This window comes from Kribbella sp. NPDC048837 (assembly GCF_055586945.1).
Map to the genome: position 1 here is coordinate 181,100 of NZ_JBVJHF010000004.1, position 24,012 is coordinate 205,111.

Annotated in this window: 20 protein-coding genes; 1 reads left to right on the top strand and 19 read right to left on the bottom strand. The window is 69.9% G+C overall.

Going from position 1 to position 24,012, the window contains the following annotated elements; all coding sequences use genetic code 11:
• Nucleotides 1-15: 15 nt before the first annotated feature.
• From ACZ6O0_RS20960 to ACZ6O0_RS21020, 13 genes are all read right to left on the bottom strand, one after another.
• Nucleotides 16-924: a ribonuclease Z gene (locus ACZ6O0_RS20960; protein ID WP_465766618.1), complete on the bottom strand. Its 909-nt coding sequence runs from the start codon at nt 922-924 to the stop codon at nt 16-18.
• A gap of 14 nt (nt 925-938) precedes the next feature.
• The gene (locus ACZ6O0_RS20965) at nt 939-3,206 is read right to left on the bottom strand and encodes an aminotransferase class III-fold pyridoxal phosphate-dependent enzyme (protein ID WP_465766619.1); all 2,268 of its coding nucleotides are present in this window, start codon (nt 3,204-3,206) and stop codon (nt 939-941) included.
• Nucleotides 3,203-3,919 carry an MBL fold metallo-hydrolase gene (locus ACZ6O0_RS20970; protein WP_465766620.1) on the bottom strand — a complete coding sequence of 239 codons (717 nt, stop codon included), beginning with the start codon at nt 3,917-3,919 and terminating at the stop codon, nt 3,203-3,205. Before ACZ6O0_RS20970 ends, ACZ6O0_RS20965 begins: the two co-directional genes overlap by 4 nt.
• 83 nt (nt 3,920-4,002) lie before the next feature.
• Nucleotides 4,003-5,340, bottom strand: a complete 1,338-nt coding sequence (locus tag ACZ6O0_RS20975; protein ID WP_465766621.1) for a metallopeptidase TldD-related protein — start codon at nt 5,338-5,340, stop codon at nt 4,003-4,005.
• Complete coding sequence (locus ACZ6O0_RS20980; RefSeq protein ID WP_465767065.1) at nt 5,337-6,788, bottom strand: TldD/PmbA family protein; 1,452 nt, start codon at nt 6,786-6,788, stop codon at nt 5,337-5,339. Before ACZ6O0_RS20980 ends, ACZ6O0_RS20975 begins: the two co-directional genes overlap by 4 nt.
• Nucleotides 6,789-6,999: 211 nt before the next feature.
• Nucleotides 7,000-7,218 carry a hypothetical protein gene (locus ACZ6O0_RS20985; RefSeq protein ID WP_465766622.1) on the bottom strand — a complete coding sequence of 73 codons (219 nt, stop codon included), beginning with the start codon at nt 7,216-7,218 and terminating at the stop codon, nt 7,000-7,002.
• Nucleotides 7,215-8,015: a COG4280 domain-containing protein gene (locus tag ACZ6O0_RS20990; protein WP_465766623.1), complete on the bottom strand. Its 801-nt coding sequence runs from the start codon at nt 8,013-8,015 to the stop codon at nt 7,215-7,217. Before ACZ6O0_RS20990 ends, ACZ6O0_RS20985 begins: the two co-directional genes overlap by 4 nt.
• 165 nt (nt 8,016-8,180) lie before the next feature.
• Complete coding sequence (locus ACZ6O0_RS20995) at nt 8,181-9,155, bottom strand: threonine/serine dehydratase (RefSeq protein ID WP_465766624.1); 975 nt, start codon at nt 9,153-9,155, stop codon at nt 8,181-8,183.
• Nucleotides 9,156-9,164: 9 nt separating this feature from the next.
• Nucleotides 9,165-9,974: an ABC transporter ATP-binding protein gene (locus ACZ6O0_RS21000; RefSeq protein ID WP_465766625.1), complete on the bottom strand. Its 810-nt coding sequence runs from the start codon at nt 9,972-9,974 to the stop codon at nt 9,165-9,167.
• Between the two features lie 10 nt (nt 9,975-9,984).
• The gene (locus ACZ6O0_RS21005; protein ID WP_465766626.1) at nt 9,985-11,013 is read right to left on the bottom strand and encodes a FecCD family ABC transporter permease; all 1,029 of its coding nucleotides are present in this window, start codon (nt 11,011-11,013) and stop codon (nt 9,985-9,987) included.
• Nucleotides 11,010-12,071, bottom strand: coding sequence for a FecCD family ABC transporter permease (locus ACZ6O0_RS21010; RefSeq protein ID WP_465766627.1), 1,062 nt, complete (start codon nt 12,069-12,071; stop codon nt 11,010-11,012). The genes ACZ6O0_RS21005 and ACZ6O0_RS21010 overlap by 4 nt, the downstream gene beginning before the upstream one ends.
• Nucleotide 12,072: 1 nt before the next feature.
• The gene (locus ACZ6O0_RS21015) at nt 12,073-13,095 is read right to left on the bottom strand and encodes an ABC transporter substrate-binding protein (protein ID WP_465766628.1); all 1,023 of its coding nucleotides are present in this window, start codon (nt 13,093-13,095) and stop codon (nt 12,073-12,075) included.
• A gap of 43 nt (nt 13,096-13,138) precedes the next feature.
• Nucleotides 13,139-14,350, bottom strand: coding sequence for a C45 family autoproteolytic acyltransferase/hydolase (locus tag ACZ6O0_RS21020; RefSeq protein WP_465766629.1), 1,212 nt, complete (start codon nt 14,348-14,350; stop codon nt 13,139-13,141).
• A 195-nt stretch (nt 14,351-14,545) separates the two neighbouring features.
• On the opposite strand from ACZ6O0_RS21020, the gene ACZ6O0_RS21025 reads away from it, so the two are divergent.
• The gene (locus tag ACZ6O0_RS21025) at nt 14,546-15,481 is read left to right on the top strand and encodes a MurR/RpiR family transcriptional regulator (protein ID WP_465766630.1); all 936 of its coding nucleotides are present in this window, start codon (nt 14,546-14,548) and stop codon (nt 15,479-15,481) included.
• A 37-nt stretch (nt 15,482-15,518) separates the two neighbouring features.
• On the opposite strand, the gene ACZ6O0_RS21030 is transcribed toward ACZ6O0_RS21025, so the two are convergent.
• The 6 genes from ACZ6O0_RS21030 to ACZ6O0_RS21055 form a co-directional block, all read right to left on the bottom strand.
• Nucleotides 15,519-16,088, bottom strand: a complete 570-nt coding sequence (locus tag ACZ6O0_RS21030; protein ID WP_465766631.1) for a Chromate resistance protein ChrB — start codon at nt 16,086-16,088, stop codon at nt 15,519-15,521.
• A 10-nt stretch (nt 16,089-16,098) separates the two neighbouring features.
• On the bottom strand, nt 16,099-17,883 hold the full coding sequence (locus ACZ6O0_RS21035) for an FAD-binding protein (RefSeq protein ID WP_465766632.1): 1,785 nt from the start codon (nt 17,881-17,883) through the stop codon (nt 16,099-16,101).
• Nucleotides 17,880-18,599: a VIT1/CCC1 transporter family protein gene (locus tag ACZ6O0_RS21040; RefSeq protein ID WP_465766633.1), complete on the bottom strand. Its 720-nt coding sequence runs from the start codon at nt 18,597-18,599 to the stop codon at nt 17,880-17,882. Before ACZ6O0_RS21040 ends, ACZ6O0_RS21035 begins: the two co-directional genes overlap by 4 nt.
• A gap of 73 nt (nt 18,600-18,672) precedes the next feature.
• Nucleotides 18,673-20,448 carry an aldehyde dehydrogenase family protein gene (locus ACZ6O0_RS21045; protein ID WP_465766634.1) on the bottom strand — a complete coding sequence of 592 codons (1,776 nt, stop codon included), beginning with the start codon at nt 20,446-20,448 and terminating at the stop codon, nt 18,673-18,675.
• On the bottom strand, nt 20,445-22,916 hold the full coding sequence (gene acnA, locus ACZ6O0_RS21050) for an aconitate hydratase AcnA (protein WP_465766635.1): 2,472 nt from the start codon (nt 22,914-22,916) through the stop codon (nt 20,445-20,447). Before acnA ends, ACZ6O0_RS21045 begins: the two co-directional genes overlap by 4 nt.
• A complete protein-coding gene (locus ACZ6O0_RS21055) occupies nt 22,913-23,971 on the bottom strand; it encodes an isocitrate/isopropylmalate dehydrogenase family protein (RefSeq protein ID WP_465766636.1) in 1,059 nt (352 codons plus the stop codon). Before ACZ6O0_RS21055 ends, acnA begins: the two co-directional genes overlap by 4 nt.
• Nucleotides 23,972-24,012: the final 41 nt, after the last annotated feature.

Consider the following 24,012-nt stretch of genomic DNA (forward strand, 5'->3'; position numbering starts at 1 on the left):
TCACGCAGTGTTCGTCTAACGGCGGGACGGCACCGGGGTGCGGCTGAGGTCGGCGGCGACCAGGATCTCCCCGGAGAACTCGGCGGCCGCCTCCTCGTGGAAGCGCTCGGGCTCCAGGTAGCGCTGGGAGAAATGCGTCAGCACCAGCTTCCGCACCCCGCTCTCGGCCGCAACCCGGGCGGCCTGACGAGCGGTGAGGTGGCCGAAGCGACGGGCCAGGTCGGACTCCGACGACAGGTACGTCGACTCGATCACCAGCAGGTCGGCGCCCTCGGCCAGGCGGAGCACGTTCTCGCAGAGCCGGGTGTCCATCACGAACGCGAACCGCTGACCCGGACGAGGTTCGCTGACGTCCTCGATCCGCACCGTCCGCCCGTCGACCTCGAGCGAGCCGGCCTGCTGGAGACGACCGATGGCCGGACCAACGATGCCGAGGGCAGCGAGTCGGTCCGGCAGCATCCGGCGACCGTCCGGCTCGATCACCTGGTAGCCGAAGGACTCGATCGGATGCTCGAGCCGGCGAGCCCACAACTGCCCGAACGAACCGACCGAGAGCAGACCGTCCTCCTCGACCGGCTCCTCGAGCAACTCGGCGCGCTCGAAGAAGGACGCCGCGTACCGCAGGCGGGTGAAGTAGGTCTGCCCGGACGCCGGGTAGTGCGCATGAACGGGATGCGGTACGTCGTCCAGCGACAGCCGCTGCACGATTCCCGGTACGCCGAGGCAGTGGTCCCCGTGGAAGTGCGTGACACACAACCGGGTGATCGCACCGGCCGCGATCCCGGCGTACAGCATCTGCCGCTGGGTACCCTCGCCCGGATCGAAGAGGAAGCCCTCGTCGTCCCAGCGCAGGAAATACCCGTTCTGCGTGCGTTCCCGGGACGGCACCTGACTCCCGGTGCCCAGCACAACCAGTTCACGCACGGGCCCAACAGTAGCTAACGCAGCGCCTGGCGGAACCCGATGAAGAACTGCTCGACCTCGGCCGGGGTCCAGATCAGCGGCGGACGGATCTTCAGCACTCCCCCACCGGGGCCGGTCGTCCCGACGAGTACGCCGTTCTCCCGCAAGCGCTCGGCGAAGTCGGCCGCGTCGGCCGTCTCCACGCCGACCATCAGCCCCTGACCGCGCACCGGCAGGTCGGGCACCAGCGACTCCAGTCCGGACTTCAGCAGCGCGCCGACCTCGCCGGAGCGCGCGACCAGCCCGGTCTGCTCGATCACGTCGAGCACGGTCAGCGCGGCGACACAGGACACCGGGTTGCCCGCGAACGTACTGAAGAACTCGTCGACCGCCGCGAACTGCTCGGCGATCTCGCGCCGGGTGATCAGCGCCGCGACCGGATGACCGTTGCCCATCGGCTTCCCGAGCGTGACGAAGTCAGGTGTCAGGCCGAAGTCCTGGAACCGCCACAGATTCCGTCCACCGCGCCCGAAGCCGGCCTGCACCTCGTCGGCCAGGAACAGCCCACCCTGAGCGCGGGTCTCGTCCTGCAGGCCCCGCATGAACTCTCCGGTCGGGGTCAGGATCCCGGCACTGCTGAACACCGAATCGACCGCGAGCAGAGTCACGTCGTGACCGGCCCGGCGCAGCTCGTCGCCTGCCGACCGCGCCCGCCGGCTCGCGTCCGCGCCGGTCGGCTGCCGGCCATCCGCACCCAGCCGCGGCGCCTCGAAGGTGGCCACATGAGCCGGACGCGCCGACGGCGGGTAGGTGTTGGTCGACCAGGCCGCGGTGGCCTCACTGACACCGTGGTACGCGAGGTCCGCGACCACGACACCGGATCGGCCGGTGACGACGCGGGCCATCCGCCAGGCCAGGTCGTTGGCCTCACTGCCGGAGTTGACGAAGACACAGGTGTCCAGGCCGTCGGGCATCGAGGCCGTCAGCCGCTCGGCCAGCTCCACCGCGGCCGGGTGCAGGTACCGCGAGTTGATGTTGAGTACGGCGGCCTGCCGCGAGATCGCCTGTACGACGGCCGGATGGGCGTGCCCGACGACGGGAACGTTGTTGTAGGCATCGAGATAGCGACGACCGTCGGCGGTGTGCACCCACGGACCCGCGGCGCGGACCACCTGCAGCGGTGCGCGGTAGAACAGCGGGGACAGGTCGCCGCCGAGGACGGACTTCCGGCGTTCCAACAGAGTCGGGTCGGGAGCAGTGGCGACGCGCGAAGTGCCGCAGAGGCGATGGAAGCGGCCCGCGAGCTCGGTCCGGTCGAGCTCGGCGAGCTCGTCGAGGATGCGCCAACTGCCGACCACCAGGCTGGTGAGGTACTCCTCGTTGTCGGGGTAGAGCGGCGCGCGCCACGCCGAGATCAGCACGCTGGCGGCGGAGCGGGCAAGCACGAGCTCGCCGATCAGCTCCACCTCGGCGGGCTCGAGCGGCAGCACCCGCTGGTAGCCGTCGAGGAAGCGGCCGGCATCGGCCCACAGGTCGTCGGACTCCCGCAGCAGCGAGGTCAGGCTGATCGCGAGCTCGGCCACGCGCGCGGTGTGGTGCATGTCGCCGAAGTCGATCACGCCGGTGATGCCGTCGTCCTGCAAAAGCAGATTGCTCAACGTCACATCGCCATGGAGAGCCGAGGCCGGGAGCTTGCGGGTGGCCTCGTCGAGACCGGCGAAGCGATCGAGCAGGCGATGCATCGGGGCGCGTCGCCGTTCGTCCGGCAGGTGGTCCGCGTACGGACGCAGGTCGGCGACATGGCGTGGGTCCCAGTCGAGCCTGCGGTGCGCCGACGGGTGCCCGAACCCCTGCAGTGCCCGGGTCAACCGGGCGCTGATCACGCCGAAGTCGGCCGCGAACCAGCCCGGCAGCGCGGTCAGGTCGGCCACCTCGCCGGGTAGGACCGTGATCACCCGCACCAGATGAGTACGACCGTCGGCGGCCTTCACAGTGGTGACGGAGTCGCCGGTCGTGCTGGGGATCAGTCGTGGGATCGGCAGGTCCGGATCGACCGCGGCGACGTGCTCCATCGCGGCGCACTCCATCGCGATCTGGTCCGCGTCGTCGCCGGTGTTCGACACCTTGACCACGAGCCGCCGGCCGTCGGCCCCGGCGAGGAAGTTCCGGTCCCGCTCACTGCGCAGCTCGGTCACCTCGGCCTCGAGGCCGTATTCGGACCGCAGCAGCTGCGCCGCCGTACGAACGTCGACCTCGGGCGGATCCTCGAGCATGCTCGCCGTCTGTCCTCCGGTCTGCGTCATGAGACCTGCTCCCAGGTGACCTGGCTGCGTCCCCCGAAGGCCAGCGGCTCCGGCGGATCGAGGTACTGCGGTACGCCGCTCGCGTCGAGCCGGAACGGTGCGTCGTGCCCGGGATAGACCCGGTCGGCGAGCTGCGCGACCCGTTCGATCGAAGCATCCGCGCGGGCACGGTCGTACGGGCGGCCCGACGCGGTGCGGGCGCCCAGCACGTCGAGGGTGGGCACGGCGTCCGCGCTGAGGACAGCGGTTCCGGCCTCGGTGCTCACGGCGAGGCCGATCGAGCCGGGCGTGTGGCCCGGCAGGTCCAGCACCTTCACACCGGGCAGCGGCTCGTCGCCGTCGCCGGTCACCTGGACGTCCAGGTCGTCGAGGATCCGCCGGGCCCACCGCGGCGTACCGAGGTCGGTGGCCGGCGGCTCAGCCAGGTTGTCGAGCTCATCGGCATGCAGCAGCACCCGGGCCTCCTGGAAGAAGTCGACGTTCTGCACATGGTCCCAGTGACCGTGCGACAGCACGACCGTGCCGATGTCGGCCGGTTCCAGACCACGCGCGGCGAGCGCTTCCAGCAGCGACCGGCGCCGGCCGGCGTGCCCGCAGTCGAAGAGCAGGCGGCCCGCGTCACTCTCCACCAGATGGATGGAGCAGAAGGCCGGGTTACCCTGCGCGGTGCGCAGCGAATAGCCGTTCAGCAGGGTGGTGAGCGTCGGAGTCATCGGCTCCTCGTCGATGATCGATGGGTGGAACAGCAGCGCCCCGCGCCGGTTTATGAGCACGCAAGGCCCGGGGCGCTGCTGGCTCAGGTGAGGACGAGCGGTCCCGCGTCGATCAGCAACGACGGGACGACCACGCTGTCCATGAACGTCTGGTCGCCGATCTCCCGGACCGCGCCGACCGCCAGGACGGCGTTCAGCACCTCGTCCATCCGGAAGGTGAAGCGCAGCTGCGGGTGCCATGCGACCAGCTTGCCGTCCTCGGCCCAGTAGGTCGCGTCCCGGGTGGTCCCGGTGACCAGCGTCTGCTTCGGGTGCAGCACCCGCAGGTAGTCGAGCCGGTTGACCACCAGACCGCTGCCGCATTCCGCGAGCAACTCGTCCTCGGTGGCGTCACCGGCGTCGAGCAGCAGGTGCGACGGCACCGGGTCGCCGCCGAACCGCCAGCCGTCCGGCACCGCGTGACCGGTCGGAACGCCGCCGGTCAGCTCGGCCCGGCGCCGGTCGGAGACCACACCGGTGAGCACGCCACGCTCGATCAGCGGGGTCCGCCGCCGAACGTTGCCTTCAGCATCAAACCCGCTGACCAGTCCGGCCGCGTCGGTCGCGTCGTCGACGAGCGTGAGCTGCTCGCTCACCACCTGCTGCCCCATCCGGCCGGCCAGCACCGATCGTCCGCTCGCGTAGTGCTGCGCGCCGAGAGCCCAGTGGCCGAAGGTGGCGATCAGGGTGTTCACCGCCGACGGCTTGAGCAGCACGCGGCAGCTGCCACGGAACGGCTCGCGCACCGGCAGCGGACGCAACGCCTCGCGCAGGCGGCCGGGAATGTCACCGACCGGGATCAGGTCGGCGTCGCGATGCACGAGCTTGACGCTCGCGGACTGCCCGTCCTGCTTGGCGATCGCCTGGATCGATGCCTTGGTCAACGTCTCGGACCGGAACAGGCCGGCCGAGTCCGCGACGACCCGGTCGAGGACGTCGTACCGGATCGCACCACCGAGCCGCGCCGACTCGTCGAGACCGTCGCGCACCGTGGTGAACCACCTGTGCCGTACGGCGGGGTCGCAGTCCACGATGGACTTCGCAGGCTCGACCACGAACTGCTCGGGCTCGGACGTCGTACCCTCGGGCTCCACGGTCGGCTCGGGCTCGCTGGCGGGAGCCGGGAGGTCGGCGAGGGCCGCGGTCAGCCGATCGGCAAGGACCTGGACGGCGATCGGGTCGAGCGTCTCCAGCGTTCCGCCGGCGGTCCGGCCGTCGCGGTTCACCTTGAGGCGGACCCGGAGCCTGCGTTCGCTGTGCTGCGCGGTGATCTCGGACTCGGCGTACCGGAGCAGTTCGGCGTTCTCGCCGAGGACGTCCAGCCGGGTCCCGGGCCCGAGGATGTCCAGCGCCTGCTCGATGTCTGTCCGCTCGATGCTCATCGTCCCACCTGCACGTTCTGGAAACGTCCCGGCACGGTGCCGTGACCGACATGAGCCACCTGCAGCGGCTCGCCCTTGTTGCACGACGGGACGCCGTGCACCTTCCACTCGTCCGGACCGCCGAGCGCGTCCAGACCGGCCCAGAACTGCGGGGTGACGCTCTGGTAGCTGCAGTTCTTCAGCAGCCGGCCGAGCTTGCCGTCGCGGATCTCCCAGCCGAGCTCGGTGGTGAAGCGGAACGACATCCGCTGGTCGTCGATCGAGAAGCCACGGTTGGTGTCGACCAGGATGCCGCGCTTGGTGCCCGCGATCATCTCCGCCAGCGAGGACTCCCCCGGCTCCAGGCAGATGTTGGTCATCCGCACCAGCGGCAGCCGCTGCCAGCCGTCGGCCCGGGACGCGCCGGTCGGCTGGTCGCCGAGTGCCGCCGCCGACTCGCGGCCGGACATGTAGCCGAGGAAGATGCCGTCCTTGATCAGCTGGGTGCGCTGGGCCGGCACACCCTCGTCGTCGTACCCGAACGAGCCCAGTCCGCCGGGGATGGTGGCATCGGCGTACGCCGAGACGATCGGCGAGCCCCAGCGGAAGTTGCCGCGCCGCTCCGGCGTCGCGTACGTCCCGCCGGCCAGGCTCGCCTCGGTGCCCAGCGCGCGGTCGGCCTCCATCGGGTGGCCGGCGCACTCGTGCAGGACCATGGCCAACTGGTTGCCGCCGGCAATGAGTGTGGTGACTTCGTCCGGGCACTGCGGCGCGGTCAGCAGCGCGACCGCCTCGGCGGCGACCCGGGCCGCGTTCTCCACCAGGCCGAGCGACTCGACGTGCTCCCAGCCGGCGGTCGCGAAGTCTCCGCGCTGGCCGCGGATCTGCCGCGGCACGCCCTGCGGGAACGACCGGCGCTGCAGGTCGTCACCGTTGCCGGCGTTCACCATCAGGCCGCCGCCGCTCTCGGTCAGCGTCTGCTCGATCAGCGCGCCCTCGGTGTTCGCGAACACCTTCTCGTCGCGGTAGAGGTCGATCGACGCCTCGATCTGCTGGACCAGCGGACCGGCCGTCGACGCTTCCTTCACGGTGGCGGACAGCAGGTCGAGCTTGGTGGACAGCGGCACCTCGAACGGGTCGATCCGCTGCGGCGACGACCAGGTCGCCCGCGTCGTCACCGGTTCGCCCAGCGCCACGTGACCGCCGCCGCCGGCGGCGCGCGCCTGGCCGACCGCCTGCGCGATCACGCTGTCGAGGCCGTTCGGGTCCAGCCGGTGGGTGGCGGCGAAACCCCAGTGGCCGCCGATCAGCACCCGCAGCCCGAGACCGAGCGAGTCGTCGTAGCCGACCTCGCCGGGGCCGTCGAGCTCGACCAGGACCTGCTCGTGGGTGCGCCGGACCACCCGGATGTCGCCGTACTGGACGTCCGCGGGCAGCAGGGCCAGCACGGTCTCGGCGGTGTCGCGCATCACGGGGCGCTCACCTGCTCTGGTCGGAAGGGAGTCACGGTGGGACCTCCGGTTCGGGGACGGATGGATCGGCGCCTCGCGTTCACCGTAGCAGATACTACGAGATTCTGAATAGAGGTCGTGATCACTACAGAGGAGGTCGGGCAGACAGCGATCGGCCCCGGTGCGCGCGGACGCGTACCGGGGCCGATCGTCAACGGGGACTGGGTTTTCAGCGCTTCTTCGGCCGGACGTCGATGGCCAGGCTGATGCTGAACGCGGCAATGACCAGCGCGGCGCCCAGCAGGGTCAGTCCGGCGTCACCGAACAGCCCGAGCGTCATCGCGGCGAACAGCGCGCCGAGCGCGAGCACCACGGCGACCGCGATCTTCCAGTCGTCGCCGATGATGAAGTCGTACCAGAACTGCCCGAAGGCCTTGAGGAACTTCACTTCTTCACCTCCACGGGAACATCACCGGCGACCACCGGCGCCGGAGCGGCCGGCTTGCGCAGCGCCGCGACGAAGATCCGGCTGAGCAGCAGCCAGGCCGCCAGCAGGACCAGGATCATCAGGTCGTGACCCGGCCAGCCGAGGCTCTCCCGGCCGTCACGGAAGATGCCGATGCCCTCGACCGCCCAGTAGGTCCCGAACGACGCGAGCAGCAGGCCCACCCCGTACTTGAGCAGGTTCTCGTTGATCATCGACAGCGGCCGGCGCAGCGCGATCGCGATACCGAGCACGATCACCACCGCCGCGATCGCACCGAGGCTGGCGCCCGGGATGTTGTCCGCGTTCAGGCCGAAGGTCAGCACGATGAAGACGACCTCCATCCCCTCCAGGAACACACCCTTGAACGACACCATGAAGGCGAACAGGTCCAGGCCGCCCTTGCTCTCACCGGCCGCCTTGGCCGCCTCCACCTCCTCGCGGTAGATCGCGTCCTCGTCGTGGACCGCCTTGCGTCCGGACGATCTGAGGATCGCCTTGCGCAACCACTGCAGGCCGAAGATCAGCAGCAGGCCGCCGATCGCGAGCTGCAGCGCCGACTCCGGCAGCCAGTTCGCCAGCGCGTAGCCCGCCGCGACGGTGACCACCGCGAGGGCTCCGAGGGCCGCGAACGTACCGACCAGAGCCGACTTCCAGCTCCGGGTGTAGCCCATCGCCATGACGATCGTGGTGGCTTCCACCATCTCCACGAAGCACGCGACGAACGTCGCGACGATCAACCCCCACGTTGCCGCGTCCATCTCTCACATCCTTAGGTCGTGTGAAACATATGCTGCACGCAACGATAGTTACTTCGTTATAAGCATGTCAATGATCGGGCAGTTGTGACGGGAGTGGCCGGATCCGGGCATGCCGAAGCACCCGAGGGGATCAGGGAGTCACCTCGGGTGCGTCGGCAGGGAGGGTCAGCTCAGGGCGGCGACCAGGGTGCTCGACGAGATGTTGCCGCCGCAGGACACCACGGCGACGCGTTTGCCTTCGAGTTCGGTACGGCGGGCCCGGGCGGCCGCGAACGCCATCGCGGCCGAGCCCTCGATCAGCTGGTGCTCGGTGTCGATCACCATCCGCAGCGCGGCGCTGATCGCGTCCTCACTGACCAGGACCCAGTCGTCGACCAGCTCACGACAGAGGTCGAAGGTGATGCTGCCCGGCTCGACGCTGCCCGCCGTACCGTCGGAGAGCGTCTCCTGGGCGTCGACCAGGACGATCTCCCCGGCCCGGACGGACGCGGCCATCGCGTCGTCGCGCACCGGCGAGGCGCCGTACACCCGGATCCCGGGCAGGTGCTTCTTGAGCACCGACGCGACCCCGCTGATCAGTCCACCGCCACCGACGGCGACCACCACCGCGTCGAGCGGCGCGCCGGCCAGCTGCTCCAGGATCTCCACCGCGACCGTGCCCTGCCCGGCGATGATGTCCGGGTCGTTGTACGGCGGTACGTAGGTCAGGTCGTGCTCGGCCGCGTAGGCCCGGGCCTTCGGCTCGAGCACGCCGGAATCATTGCCCTCGGCATGGATCTCCAGACCGAGCCGGCGGAGTGCGGCCACCTTGGTCGGCGACGCGTTCTCCGGCAGGTAGACGAGACCGTGACCGCCGAGCGTCGCGAGGGCGTTGCCGACACCGAGGCCGTGGTTTCCGGTCGAGGCGGTCACCACCCCGGCCTGCCGCTGCTCGTCGGTGAGCGTGAGGATCTTCGCCATCGAACCACGGGCCTTGAACGAGCCGGTGCGCTGCAGGTGCTCACTCTTCACCAGCACCTCGGCGCCGAGCTCGTCACTGAACGCGCCGTACCGGACGAGCGGCGTGAGCGGCAGGTGCTCACGCAGCCTCGGCGCGACCCGTTCCGAGCGCTCGGCGGCTTCCGCGGGGCTGAACGTCATGCAGGACTCCTATCCGGTTGCCACTGAGAGCTGGGCACGCAGCCCGGCCCGCAGGGGGATACACATGGGTTTACCACTGACCGGGTGTGGCACAACCTTGGACTCCACGCCGAACACGTCGCGGATGATGTCGCAGGTGAACACGTCCTCCGGCGTGCCCTGGGTGACGAGGGAGCCGGACTTCATCACGAAGACGTGGTCGGCGTACTCGGCGGCCATGTTGAAGTCGTGCAGCACCATCGCGACGGTCTTGCCCTGTTCCTGGTTGAGCTGGTGTAGCAGGTCGAGGACCTCGAGCTGGTAGGCGACATCCAGGTACGTCGTCGGCTCGTCGAGCAGGATCAGGTCGGTGCCCTGGGCCAGGCACAACGCGATCCACACCCGCTGGCGCTGGCCACCGGACAACTGGTCCACGTGCTGATGCCGCAACTCCGCCGTACTGGTGACCGCCATCGCCCACTCCACCGCCTCCTTGTCGGCCGCGCTCGGCACCTTCAACGAGGTCCGGTGGGGGTGGCGACCGAACCAGACCAGGTCCTCCACCGAGATCGACTCCGGCGTGACCAGGACCTGCGGCAGGATCGCCAACAGCCGCGCGACCTCCTTGGTCGGGGTGTCCTGGATCGACTTGCCGTCCAGGACCACACTGCCCTTCGCGGGTGGCAGCAGCCGGGCCAGGGCGCGCAGCGCGGTGCTCTTGCCCGAGCCGTTGGGGCCGATCAGCACGCTGACCTTGCCGTCGGGAATGGTCAGGGTCAGGTCGTGCGCGATGACCTTCTGGTCATAGGCGAGTTGGACGCCTTGTGCCTGCAAACGCATGGCAGGTCTCCTACTTTCCGGTCTTCACGAGCAGGTACAGGAAGTACGGTCCCCCGACCACAGCGGTCACCAAGCCGGCCGGAATCTCCAACGGCGGCGCCAGACCCCGACCGATCATGTCCGCGAACAACATCAGCAGCACGCCGAACAACGCGGCCGCCGGGATCGACGCCAGGTGCTTGCCGCCGAACACGCGACGAGCCATATGTGGAGCGATCAACCCGACGAAGCCGATCGTGCCCGCCACCGCGACCGCGGCCGCGGCCAGCGCGACCGCGAACAACAGCAGCAGCCGCCGGGTCTTCTCGACCGGTTCACCGAGGCCAGCGGCCAGGTCGTCGCCGAGGCCGAGAACGTCGAGTTTGCGTGCCCAGATCACGATCAACGGCACCAAAACGAGCACCCACGGCAGGATCTCCAGGACGGCACTCATCGACCGGCCGAACAAGCTTCCGGTCAGCCAGATCAGCGCCGCGCTCACATCCAGCGGGTTGCGGACCAGCAGGAACCGGATGCCGGCCTCGAAGGCCGCACTGACCGCGATACCCACCAGCGCGATGCGCACCGGAGTAGCACCGCGGCGGTAGGCCAGGAGGTACACCAGGCCCGCGGCCGCCAGACCACCGACGAACGCCGCCGGTACGACGGCCACCACCGGAATGCTCGGGATCGCGAGCAGCAGCAACATGCCGCCGAAGCCCGCGCCCTTGGTGACACCGATGATGTCCGGAGCCGCCAGCGGGTTCCGGATCACGCCTTGCATCACCGCGCCGGACACCGCGAGCGCCGTACCGATCAGCCAGCACAGCAGGACGCGCGGCAGCTGGAAGTCGAGCACGATCGCGGCGGCCTGGTCGGACCGGTCGCCGACCAGCGCGTGCAGGACGTTGCCGATCGACACCTCGGTCGCCCCGATTTTCAGGCTGTAGACACTCAGTACGAGCGCCAGGACACCGAGCGATCCCATCAGGACCGCGGGATGCCGCTTGGCCAGCGACGTACGCCGTACGTGCTGTGCAACGATCGTCGTGCTGGTCATGAGGTCACCTTCTGTCGACGAGCCAGGTACACGAAGATCGGTGCACCGATCAGGGCCGTGACCACACCGGCGGGGACTTCGAACGGCGGCTTCACGTAGCGGGACACGATGTCGGCGTACAGCACCAGCACGCCGCCGCCCACCGCACACAACGGCAACAGGACGGTGTAGCTGGAGCCGACCACGCGCCGCATGATGTGCGGCACGATCAGGCCGATGAACGCGACCGGCCCGGCCACGGACACGGCCGCGCCACACAGCACGATCACCAGCACCGACCCCAGCATCCGGGTGCGTTCGACGTTCTGCCCCAGACCGCGGGCCATGTCGTCACCCAGCGCCAGCAGATTCAGCGGGCGCGCCATCGCGAACGCACCGAGCAGACCTAGCACCAGCCAGGGCAGCAGGTTGCGCACGTCCTGCCAGCCGGCGAAGTTGACGCCGCCGACCAGCCAGAACAACACGCTGTCGGTGGAGTTCTCGTCGAAGATGATCAGCACCTGGGTCAGCGAGATCAGCAGACTGCTCGCAGTCACACCGGCCAGCGCCAGCCGCACCGGACTGACCCGGCCGCGCCCTGAGCCGGCCAGCAGCATCACCGACACACCTGCCGCGGCCGCGCCACCGAACGACAGCAGGATCGTCGGCGCACCGGACAGCGACGGCACCACGGTGATCGCCAGTACGACGACGAACACCGCGCCGGCGTTGACACCCATGATCTCCGGCGCCGCCAGCGGGTTGGCGGCGACCGCCTGCATCAGGGCGCCGGCCACCGCCAGGGCGGCGCCGACGCAGAGCGCCAGCACCACCCGTGGCAGCCGGATGGACTGCAGGATCAGCTCGTCCGAATCGTCCGCCTTGAAGATCGCTCCCGGCAGCCGCGACAACGAGATGTGCTGACTGCCGATCGACAGGCCCCACACGATCCCCGCGACGACCAGCACCAGCAGCACCAGCGACACCCAGGTGACCCGCTGCTTGTTGGTGACGATCTTCGGACGCTTGTGGGCGGCGTCCTCAGTAGGTTTGGGCACAGTGCCCACGGACAGGGTCATGTCACTTCCCGTAGAGCAGCTTGACGGCTTCCTTGGCGACCACCTCGGAGGCGATCAGGCCCCGCGACCGCGACCACTCGTTCGGGTCGACGTCGTAGCTGGCGTTGTTCTTCACCGCCGGGACCTCCTTCCACAACGGACTCTTCTGCCACTGGTCGCGCAGCGTCGGTCCGTCGTTGGGAGCGATGAACATCACGTCCGGCTTGGTGGCGACGAGCGTCTCCAGGGTGAGCGAGACCGACGCGTCCCCGGAGCTGTCCGGCAGCGGCGACTTGATGCCGATCGCGGACAGGACTCCCGGTGTGTACGCCTTCGGCGGGAAGCCGGTGAAGCCCTTCTCCGAGGCCCGGACGAACAGCGCCTTGCGGTTCTCGTCCGCGGGGGCGGTGGCCTTCAGATCGGCCATCGTCTTGGCGTGCTCGGCGAGCCGGGTCTTCATCTCGTCGCACTTGTTCAACGCGATCGCGGTGGACATCTCGCTGTCCAGCACCTGCTGGTAGTTGCCGTTCAGGCTGGCGTAGGCGATCGTCGGCGCGATCTTCGACAGCTGCGCGTAGATCGCCTTGTGCCGGCCGCTGTCGGCCACGATCAGGTCCGGCTTCAGCGCGGTGATCACCTGGATGTTCGGCGTCGCCCGCAGGCCGACCGACTTGTACGCGCTGACCTTCTCGCGCAGGGCGGGGATGATCCGCTCGGGCTGGTCGTCGTCGGCGACGCCGACCGGCGACATCCCGACCGCGACGAGCGCGTCGACGAACGAGTACTCCAGCGCCACCACCCGGGTCGGGTTGCCGGTGATCGTGGTGGTGCCGAGGTCGTGCTTGACCGTGCGGGTGGGCTTGCCGCACTGGTCCAGGTTCACGTCCGGGCTGACGCCTTCGGCGGCGGCCGCACGGTCGGCGTTCGGAGCCGCGCCGGTGGAGGGCGAGGAGGCGGAGCCGCCGCAGCCGGACAGGGCGACCGCGGCGGCGGTCAGGGTGACGGCGACGGCGAGACGCCGCAACCTCGAGATTCGGTGGGACATGGCATTCGCTCCTGATGTCGACAATGCCTTGCAGGGGTGGGATTCACCCGGCGACGGTGAGGGACAGTGCCGGGTCGTCGACGTCCGGGCGGTCGGACAGACCGGGGCCGTCGTAGAGGTTCCAGGGAGCCTGCTGGTAGCTGTTGCTGCAGGGCAGGCCGGGGGTCAGCCGGTAGATGCCAGTGGTCAGATCGACCAGGCTGGACACGATCGTGGCGTAACGGTTGAGCTCGTGCCGGCGCGGGTCGACGTGCTGGCAGACGGCGTTGGGGTGACTGAAGTGGTCGCTCATCGTGGTCCGCACGATGGTCTCGACCGCCTTCTCGGTGGTGCCGTCGCGGCGGACCTGACGCAGGCCCTCCTCGACGCGCGGCACCCGGTAGAGCGAATCCACCGAGAACGGCCGGTAGGTGTCGTTGATCTGCGGCGGGACGAAGGACTGGAAGTGGTTGCCGTGGACGAGCAGTCCGTCGGTCGGGTACATCCAGCCGTGCCGTCCGGGCGTGGTCTCGACGTCGATGGCGAAACCGTCGCGGTGGGTGAGAAGCAGGTTGCTCGACAGGTTCTGGCGGGCGCCGAAGACGACCTGGAGAGCGTCGTACAGGTCCCAGCTCTCCAGCACCATCCGGCGCACGAACGTGCCGGGTACGGCGAGGCCGCGGCCGAAGCCGGCACCCAGCCCGTTCGCGTTCAGGGCCAGACCGGCCGAGTTCGCGCCGTGCCGGGCGAGCTGCCCGGCCTCGACGTGGCCGATCACGGTCGGCTTGCCCGGCTGGGAGACCCGCAGCAGCACGATGGTGTCGGCCACCCCGGCCCACAGGTCCCAGTTCTGTCCGGCCCACGTGTGGCCGAGCGGGTTGCTCTGCGGCAGCAGCGCGAACGAGGTGCAGCCGTCGTCACGCTTCCCGTCCGCCTCGGACGCCGCGCCGGATTCCGCGGTCTCGTCCTCGAACGGGTTGCCGCGGGTCAGCTCGCCGCGGCTGTTCAGCGCGAGGATCTCGGCGAAGGTGCGGCCGGCCCCCTCGGCGATCCCACGGACCTCGTCCAGCAACTCGGGGGCGTGCGGCTCGATCACCGGCACCCAGTGCGGCGCGCGCTCCAGGACCTCGGTCCAGGCCAGCCCGGTGGCGCGCGGAACGGACTCGGCGTAGAACGCCAGTGAGCGCTCGATCAGCGTCCGCGCGGCCTCGCCGTACTGGCGGCCGCGATCGCGGGCGTCGGCGCCGGAGATCTCGATGGTCGGAAGGTCGGTCACGGAAGTCGCTCCAGGGGATGGACGGAAACTGGACTCGCACCGTTCGTTGTGTTCACTACGAATATTCGTCTGACGGTAGTGATTGCTACAATCGCTGTCAACGGGTCGGCGCATCGTTTACCTGGCGGTGACAAACCGGACCGGATGACATGATCTGCGTACTGACAGGCACGACTGGGAGCCGGAGGAGCCGACGTGACCGAGACCAAGGCACCCACCCTGCCGGAGCGGGTGGCGAGCCGGATCGACTCGCTGACCGCGACCGAGCGGAAGATCGCCGAGTACCTGTCGGCCCATCCCCAGGAGGCCGCGTTCTCCTCCGCCGAGGAGCTCGGCCGGGCCACCGGCACCAGTGACGCCAGCGTGGTCCGCACCGCCAAGGCGCTGGGCTTCGACGGCCTGCCGGGCCTGAAGCGTTCGCTACAGGGCGAGCTGCAGGCGCTGCTCAGCCCGGCGAACCGGCTCAGCAACAGCCTCGCGACGTTCGACGACGGCGCCGAGGGCATCCTGACCGCGACCCTGCGCGACCACGTCGAGCGGCTCCAGCAGGCCGAGCGGACGATCGACCCGCAGGCGTTCGAGCACGCCGTCGAGCTGATCGACTCCGCCCGCGAGACGATCATCTGCGGTTTCGCCGGCCTGGACGGGATCTCGGCGTACACCGCGACCCACCTGACCCGCATCGGCCGCCGCGCCCGGGCCGCGTCGGACACCGGCTACCGGCTGGCCGACCGGCTGCTGATGCTCGGCCCGGAAGACGTGGTGATCGTGATCGCCCACAACCGGATCATCGTGGAGACCCGCGTCATCCTCGACCTCTGCGCCGAGGTCGGCGCCCGCGCGGTGCTCATCACCGACACGCTCGGCGAGGCACTGCGCGACCAGGTCGACGCGGTACTGTCGGCCCCGACGAGCCGTCCGGGAACGTTCACCAGCCAGGCGACCGTGCTGATCCTGCTCGAGGCGCTGGTGATCGCGGTGGCCGCGCGGAACCAGGACCGCTCGCTGGCGACGACCGACCGGATGAACCAGTTGCGGGAGGAGCTGATGGGCTTCTCCCGCGCCGACGAGGTGGCGCTGAACCTTCCCGCCCGGCGCGACCGCAAGCGCGGCAAGACCGAGAGCGCCTAGGCGCGACCGTCCTGCCGGAGCGCTCCGGCGGTGGCGGTCAGACCGTGCCCTCGGTGCGCTCGTAGACGTCCGCCTCGAACTCCTCCAGCAGGCGTTCGCAGTCGGCCACCTTGGCCCGGGCCAGGTCCTTGCCATCGGCATCCATCCAGTCCCGGTCCTCCACCTTGGCGAGCCAGCGGCGGAGCTTCTCCAGGTCCTGGCGGATCTCCTCGGCCTCCTCGAAGGTGTAGTTCTCCCGGAACCGCTCGAACTCGATCTCCTTGACGAACTTGGTCTCGCACTCCTCGACGATCTCGGCGTACTCCTTCGCCGACTGGCCGCGGAAGCCCTCCACGAACTGCCCCCGGGCGTCGTCGTCGACATCGGTCAGCGTGAGGAAGACGCTGGAGCCACCGAGCTCGGTGACCCGCTCCCGCACCTTCTCCATACCGGCTCGCAACTCCTCGCGGTCCGGCAGCACACAGACGGCCTGCTGCACGTAGAACCCGCCGAGGCGTTTGAGCTCCCGCCACACCGCCACCCGGGCCCGGGAGGATTCGCTGGGCACCTTGTAGATGAGCAGCAGCCAGCTCTCCTGGGCCTTGGTCTTGGTACGTCGGGTCGCCATGGCGGACAGGCTATCCGCTGACACGGTTTCGCAGCCCATCGACGAGGTACGGCATCACCTCCTGCCAGTCCGCGACCAGGCCGACGTCGCAGTGCGCGAAGACCTCCGCGGCCGGATCGGTGTTGATCGCCAGCACGGTCCCGGCCCGGCTCGCGCCGGCCAGGTGGTTCAGGTTGCCGGACAGCCCGACCGCGAAGTACATCCGCGGGGCGACGCTGCGCCCGGTGATACCGATCTGCCGGCCGTGCGGCAGCCAGCCCTCGTCGGTCACCTTGCGGGTGGCGGCCAGCTCGGCTCCGAGGAGGACGCGCATCGGCTCGAGCTCGGCGTACTTCTCCGGCGGCACTCCACGACCGACCCCGATCACCACCTCGGCGCGGTCCAGCGCGTCACCTTCGTTGCCGGTACGGCGCTCTGCCCGGATGATCGCCGGATCCGCGGCCACGGGCAGCGTCTGCTCGTCGAGCGACCGGTCGTCCCGTGGGGTACGGAGTGGGAGCAGACCGGTCCGCAAGGTCGCGATCTGCGGAGAGCCGTGACTGATGATCTCCGCGAGCGTGCCGCCGCCGGACGGCTTCAGTCCGGCCAGGCGTGGCGTCGTACCCGGAGTGACGCTGAGGCTGACGAGGTCCGACATCAGTCCGGCGCCGGATGCGACAGCCAAGCGGGCAAGCACTTCGCGATCCCACGGCTGGGCTGCTCCGAGGACTGCCCACGGCGAGCGTTCGGCGACCCAAGTCGCCAGCGCTGCCGCGGTCGGCCGCGGCTCGTCGCTGCTGAGCGTCACGACGCGGTCCGCTCCCCAGCGTGCGAGGTCGTGGTCGCTGTCCACTGTTCTTACTGCGGTGACCGTGCCGCCGATCTCGGTCGCGAGCGTGGCGGCGGCTCCCAGCAAGGCATGGATGCCTGCCACCGGTCCTGGACCGATGAGTGCGACCACCTCGGGGCCCGCGGCCGGCGGGGTGGGCACTACCTCGGCCGACTGGACCGCCGGCGGCTCGAAGCAGCCGCGGGCCAGGAGCTCGGCGATGGCCCGGGTCGCCTGGGTTTCGGGACGGCCGCGGAAGATGATCGGGTCCCGGGTCAGCGGTGCGGGGTGCACCTGGGCGACCTTGGTCGGGCTGCCGGGAAGACCCCAGCGCTCCGCCGGACGATCGGCCGCGAGGTCGGCCGTGGTCACGCGCCGGACACCGTCGGCGGACGGCCAGGACTCGACGGGGACCTTGGCCGGCGGGCACGAGCGTTCGGCCACGGCCACGACCGCGGGCAGGTCGACGACCACCGACTCGGTGCCGGTGTCGTGCTGGACGGTGGTTCGCAGGCGGGTGTCGCCGTCCTCTGGTTCGAGTGACAGGACCGGGCCGGTGAACGGCAGGCCGAGGAGCTCGGCCAGCATCGCGCCGACCGCGCCGGTGCTGCCGTCGACCGAACTGGCGCCGACCAGGATCAGATCCGGCGGCTGGTCGAGCAGTGCGATCGTGGACGCGAGGGCGCGCGCGGTGATGAGGCAATCCGAGCCGGCCAGCGCGGCGTCCGTCAGGTGGAGGGCATCGTCGACGCCCCACGCCAGAGCTTCCCGCAGTACGTCGACAGCCACGGGCGGGCCCATGGTGATCGCCGTACTGCGACCACCCGTCTCCCCCGCCAGCCGTACCGCCTGAGCCACGGCCCGGCGGCACCACGGGTTCATCTCGGCGACCGCGCCGGCGCGTTCGAGCCGGCCGTCCGCGTCGAGACGTCCGCTGTGGTCACCCTTCGGCACCTGTTTCACCAAGGCCGTGACGAGGAGGTTCATGACAACCCGGTCCCGACCGCCAGCCCGATCACGAACGTGACCACGGCCGACAAACCACCCAGGAGCAGCTGCCGCCCACCGCCGTACCAGAACGGGCGGGCGGTGATCTTGCCGACGATCCCGCCGGTGACGACCAGGCCGAGCGCGCTCAGCAGCAACGCCGGCAGCACACTCGCGGCGCCGAACAGGAACGGGATCAGCGGGATCAGCGCGCCGATCGCGAACGCCGCGAACGACGATCCGGCCGCCACCCACGGCGAGGGCAGGTCGTTGGGGTCGACGCCGAGCTCCTCGCGCACGTGCACGTCGAGGGCGACGTCCGCGTTCACGGTCAGCTCCCGGGCGACCTGGGCGGCCAGCTCCGGGCGCAGGCCCTTCGCCTCGTACATCATCGCGAGCTCGCGCTCTTCTTCCTCGGGGTGGATCTCCAGCTCGCGCCGCTCCACCTCGATCTCGGCCTTCATCAGCTCGGTCTGCGACGAGACCGAGGTGAACTCGCCCGAGGCCATCGAGCAGGCACCGGCCACCAGGCCGGCCAGCCCGGTCATGATCACGACCTTGCCGGTCGCCCCGCCGCCGACCACACCGGCGACCAGGGCGAAGTTCGACACCAGGCCGTCCATCACGCCGAAGGTCGCCGGCCGCAGCCAGCCACCGGTCACATCCCGGTGCGAGTGATGGAGCTCGGCCGGCTTCTCCGCAACTTCCGCGGTCATCTGATTACATCCTTCCGACTGAGGTGAGCGTAACCTTAGTTAAAATGCATCACCTGTTACATCAGTCTATTCGTTACTTCGCGGACGCGGCAACGGCGCCGCGATCCGCTGCTGAGAGATGGGCCACCGTCACGCCGGTCGCCGTCATCGTCCGGGTCACCGCGCGGCCGCCGTAGACCCAGTAGATGGTCAGCTCGCCGTCGCCGCGGTTGATGAACTGGTGCGGCACCCCGGCCGGCACCCAGGTCGCGTCGCCGGCCTCGAGATCGACCCGCTCGCCGCCGATCACCGCGGTCGCCCGGCCGGCGAAGATCAGCACCGACTCCTCCACGTTGTGCGAGTGCAGCGGGATCTGCGTGCCGGGCGCGAACACCGTCGTCCCGGTGGTGATCTTGTTCGACTCGTTGTTCCAGGCCCCGACGTACGGAATCGTCCGTACGCCGCTGCCACGGTCGAAGACCTCGACCTCCTCGGGACGGATCACCAGCCGGGGCGCCGGGTCGGCCGAGAAGACCGTCTTGACGTTCATGAACTCGCGCATCCCGTGCACGCCGAGCTCACGCCCGTAGCCGGACTGCTTGATCCCGCCGAACGGCAGCCGCGGATCCGAGGCGACCATCGCGTTCACGAACACCGCGCCGGCGTCGAGGCGACGGATCAGCTCGGGAGCCCGGTCCTGCGTGGTCCACAGCGACGCGGCCAGCCCGAACTCGGTCTGGTTGGCCAGCCTGATCGCTTCGCCGGCGTCGCGCACCCGCGTGATCGCCGCGACCGGCCCGAACGTCTCCTCGTCGAACGCCGCCATCCCGGGCGTCACGTGGTCCAGCACGGTCGGCTGGTAGTAGAAGCCGGGCCGGTCGACCACGTCGCCACCACGGACGAGCGTCGCACCGGCGTCGATCGTACGACGTACTTGGTCGTGCAGCGTGTCCCGGAGACCGGCCCGGGCCAGCGGGCCGATCGTGGTGCCGGCGTCGACCGGATCACCCAGGACCAGCCGGTCGACCGCCGCGGTGAACCGGGCGACGAACTCGTCGGCGACGGACTCCTCGACGATGAAGCGCTTGGCGTTGACGCAACTCTGGCCGGTGTTGAGGAAGCGCGCGGTGACCGCGGTGGTCGCGGCGGCCTCCAGATCGGCGTCAGCCAGGACGATGAACGGGTCCGAGCCACCGAGCTCGAGCACCTGCTTCTTCAGCGCCCGTCCGGCCTGCTCGGCGATGATGCGGCCGACCTCGGTCGACCCGGTGAACGTCACCGCCGTGATCCGGTCGTCCGCGATCAGCCGGGCCACCTGCTCGGTCTCGACCAGGACCACGCCGACCAGACCGTCCGGCACCCCGGCCTCCCGCAGCACCGACTCGATCGCCAGCGCGCAGCGCGGGACCGAGTTGGCGTGCTTGAGGATGCCGCCGTTGCCCGCGGCGAGCGCCGGTGCGGCGAACCGGAAGAACTGCCAGAACGGGTAGTTCCACGGCATCACCGCGAGCACGACGCCCAGCGGCTCGACCTCGATCCGGCCCTCGGCCGTGACGGTCTCCGCGGCCAGGAAGCCCTCGGCGTTGGTCGCGTAGTACTCACAGGTGATCGCACACTTCTCGATCTCCGCGGCCGCCTCGGCCAGCGGCTTGCCCATCTCGCTGGTGATCAGCGCGGCGAGCTCGGCCTTGCGGTCGCGCAGCGTCGCGGCCAGGGACCGCAGCAGCTCGGCGCGCTGCTCGACCTCCGACCACCGCCAGTTGCTCTGGGCAACCACTGCGGCGGTGAGCAGGTGGTCGACGCGCTCGGCGCCGTACGGATCGAAGCCGGCGAGTTCCTCGCCGGTGGCGGGGTTGATCGAGACGATCACTGGGTCTGCCCTTCGCTGAGGCGGTGCAGCACGTACGGCAGTACGCCGCCGTGCCGGTAGTAGTCGTGTTCGCGAGGTGTGTCGAGGCGGACCCGCAGCCGGTAGGTCTTCCCCGCGGAGCGTGCGGTGGCGAAGCCGTCGTCGCCCACCTCGATGTCGATCGGGTCCTCGCCGGTGAGCTCGTCGCCCTCGCCGGGCTGGAACTCCAGCGGCAGGATGCCGAGACCGACCAGGTTGGACCGATGGATGCGTTCGAAGGACTGCGCGAGTACCGCACGCACTCCGAGCAGGGCCGGGCCCTTGGCCGCCCAGTCCCGGGACGAGCCGGTGCCGTACTCCTTGCCCGCCACCACGACGATCGGTACGCCGGCCGCCCGGTAGGCCTCGGCCGCGGCGTAGATCGAGGTGATCGCGCCGTCGGGTCCACGGGTGACCGGACCTTCGATGCCGCCGGCAAGCTGGTTCCGCAGCCGGACGTTGCCGAAGGCACCACGCATCATCACCAGGTGATTGCCCCGACGGGACGCGTAGGTGTTCAGGTCGCGGCGGGCAACCCCGCGATCGATCAGGTACTGGCCGGCCACGCTGTCCGGCGGGATCGCACCCGCGGGCGAGATGTGGTCGGTGGTGATCGAGTCCCCGAGCCGCAGCAGGGCCCGCGTGCCGATCAGCTCGGCAGGCCCTTTCGACAGGAACTGCGGCTGCTGCAGGTACGTCGAGTCTCCCCAGGCGAACGTGTCCCCGGCGGGAGCGTCGAGTTGCTGCCACCGGTCGTCGCCCGCGAACAGATCGTCGTACGCGTGCTCGAAGAGTTCCGGCTTCAGCGTCTGGCCGATCACCGCGTCGACGTCGGCCGGATGCGGCCAGAGATCGGCGAGGTAGATCGGGTCGCCGGTGGTGTTGAGGGGCTCGGTGAGCAGGTCGATGTCGACCCGGCCCGCGAGCGCGTAGGCGATCACCAGTGGCGGGGATGCGAGGTAGTTCAGCTTGACGTCGGACTGGATCCGGCCTTCGAAGTTCCGGTTGCCCGACAACACGGCCGCCACAGTCAGGTCCTGGGTGTGCACCGCCTCGGCAACGTCGTCGATCAGTGCGCCGGACGCCCCGATGCAGGTCATGCACCCGAACCCGGCCAGGTAGAAGCCGAGCTTCTCCAGGTACGGCGTGAGTCCGGCGGCGCCGAGGTAGTCCATCACGACCCGCGATCCCGGCGACAGCGTGGTCTTCACCCACGGCTTGCTGACCAGGCCGCGCTCGACGGCGTTCTTCGCCAGCAGACCGGCGGCGATCATCACCGCGGGGTTCGACGTGTTGGTGCAGGAGGTGATCGCCGCGACCACGACCGCGCCATGCCCCGGGGTGTCAGTCGTGCGAGGTCCGGCCGGAAGCTCGGCTTCGGCGGCCGGTTTCGCGGCTGCCAGGGACACGCGTTGTTGCGGCCGCCGGGGTCCCGCGATCGAGGGGACGACCGTGGCCAGGTCGATGTCGACGTACTCGTCGTATGTCAGTTGGACCGACGGGTCGTGCCACAGGCCCTGGGTTCGGGCGTACGACTCGACCAGGGCGACCTTCTCGGCCGGGCGACCGGTGAAGCGGAGGTAGTCGAGGGTGCGGGCGTCGATCGGGAAGTAGGCGGCGGTCGAGCCGAACTCGGGGCTCATGTTGGCGATCGTCGCGCGGTCGGGCACGGGCAGGTCGGCCAGCGCGGGGCCGGTGAACTCGACCAGCTTGCCGACCACGCCGTGCGTGCGAAGGGTCTCGGTGATGGTGAGGACCAGATCGGTCGCGGTCGTCCCGACGGGCAGTACGCCGGTCAGCCGGACACCGACCACCGGCGGCAGCAGCATCGACACCGACTGCCCGAGCATGGCGGCCTCGGCCTCGATCCCGCCGATCCCCCAGCCGAGGACGCCGAGTCCGTTGACCATCGTGGTGTGCGAATCCGTGCCCAGGCAGAGATCCGGGAACACCCAGCCGTCGCGTTCCTCGACCACCCGGGCCAGGTTCTCGAGATTGATCTGATGCATGATCCCGGACCCCGGCGGCACCACCTTCAACTGCCGGAACGCCTGCTGTCCCCAGCGCAGGAAGCGGTAGCGCTCGGCGTTGCGTTCGTACTCGCGGGCGACGTTCAGCCGCAGCGCGTCCGGCCGGCCGAACACGTCCGCGATCACCGAATGGTCGACCACCAGCTCGGCCGGGACGACCGGATCGACCAGGCCGGGGTCTTTGCCTAGGGCAACCATGGCGTCGCGCATCGCCGCCAGGTCCGCCAGCACGGGGACGCCGTTCGTGTCGTGCAGGAAGACCCGGGACGGGTGGACCTCCAGCTCGCCGGCCGCGCCGGGCTCCCAGTTGCGCAGGACATCGCTCGCGGTGCCGTGCCGGAGTGCGTTCTCCAGCAGGATCCGCAGCGTCCGGGGCAGGTGATCGGGGGCGATCCCCTGCAACGGCTGGAGTCGGCTCATGTCAGGCCGTTGATCGACTCGACGACGGCCGCGGTGAACTCCGCCGTACCGGCGGTTCCGCCGAGGTCCGCCGTACGGACGCCTTGGGCGACCGCTGCACGGAGACCGCGATCGACCAGGGCGGCGGCCGGTTGGAGACCGAGCCAGTCGAGGAGCATCGCGCCGGAGGCGATCATCGCGGTCGGGTTGGCCAGGTCCCGGCCCGCGATGTCCGGTGCGGAACCGTGCGCGGCCTGGCCCATCGCGCGGTCGTGCGAGGCGTTGATGGACGGCGCGATGCCGAGCGAGCCGGCCAGCTCGCCGGTCAGGTCGGACAGGATGTCGCCGAACATGTTCTCGGTCACCAGCACGTCGAAGTCGGCGCCGTGCCGGACCAGGTGGACGGTCATCGCGTCGATGTGGAAGTCGTCGACCTCGACGCCGGGGTAGTCGGCGGCGATCTCGCGGCAGATCTCCAGGAAGAAGCCGGTGGTGGTCCGCAGCACGTTGGCCTTGTGCACGATCGTCAGGTGCCGGCGCCGGCCGAGCGCCAGCTCGAACGCCTGCCGGGCGACCCGCTCGATGGCCGGACGGGTGAAGATCCCCATCGCGATCGCCACGTCCTTGGTCGGCATGTACTCGCCGGTGCCGCGGTAGGTGCTGCGATCGGCGTAGAAGCCCTCGGTGTTCTCCCGCACCACGACCAGGTCGAGGCCGGGCACCAGGGCCGGCGTCCCCTCGAAGGCCTTCGCCGGCCGGATGTTCGCGAACAGGTCGAAGTGCTTGCGGAGGAACCCGCTCGGGTTGAGCACGGCGCGGTGATCCGCCGGGTACGACGCGCTGTCGTGCGGACCGAGCAGCCAGCCGTCGAGCTTGTCCAGCGTCTCGACCGTGACGTCGGGCAGCGCGCTGCCGTGGGTCTCGATCGCCGCGGCCCCGACCGGCAGCGGCACCCACTCGACGGGCGCGGCGCCGGACGCGGCCAGCGCGGCGTCGAGGACCCGCACCGCGGCGGGCACGATCTCGGGTCCGATGCCGTCGCCGTCCAGCACGCCCAGTCGGTAGTCATCAGCCATGCCTAGGAGTGTGAGTCGTTATAACGACTCACGTCAAGAAG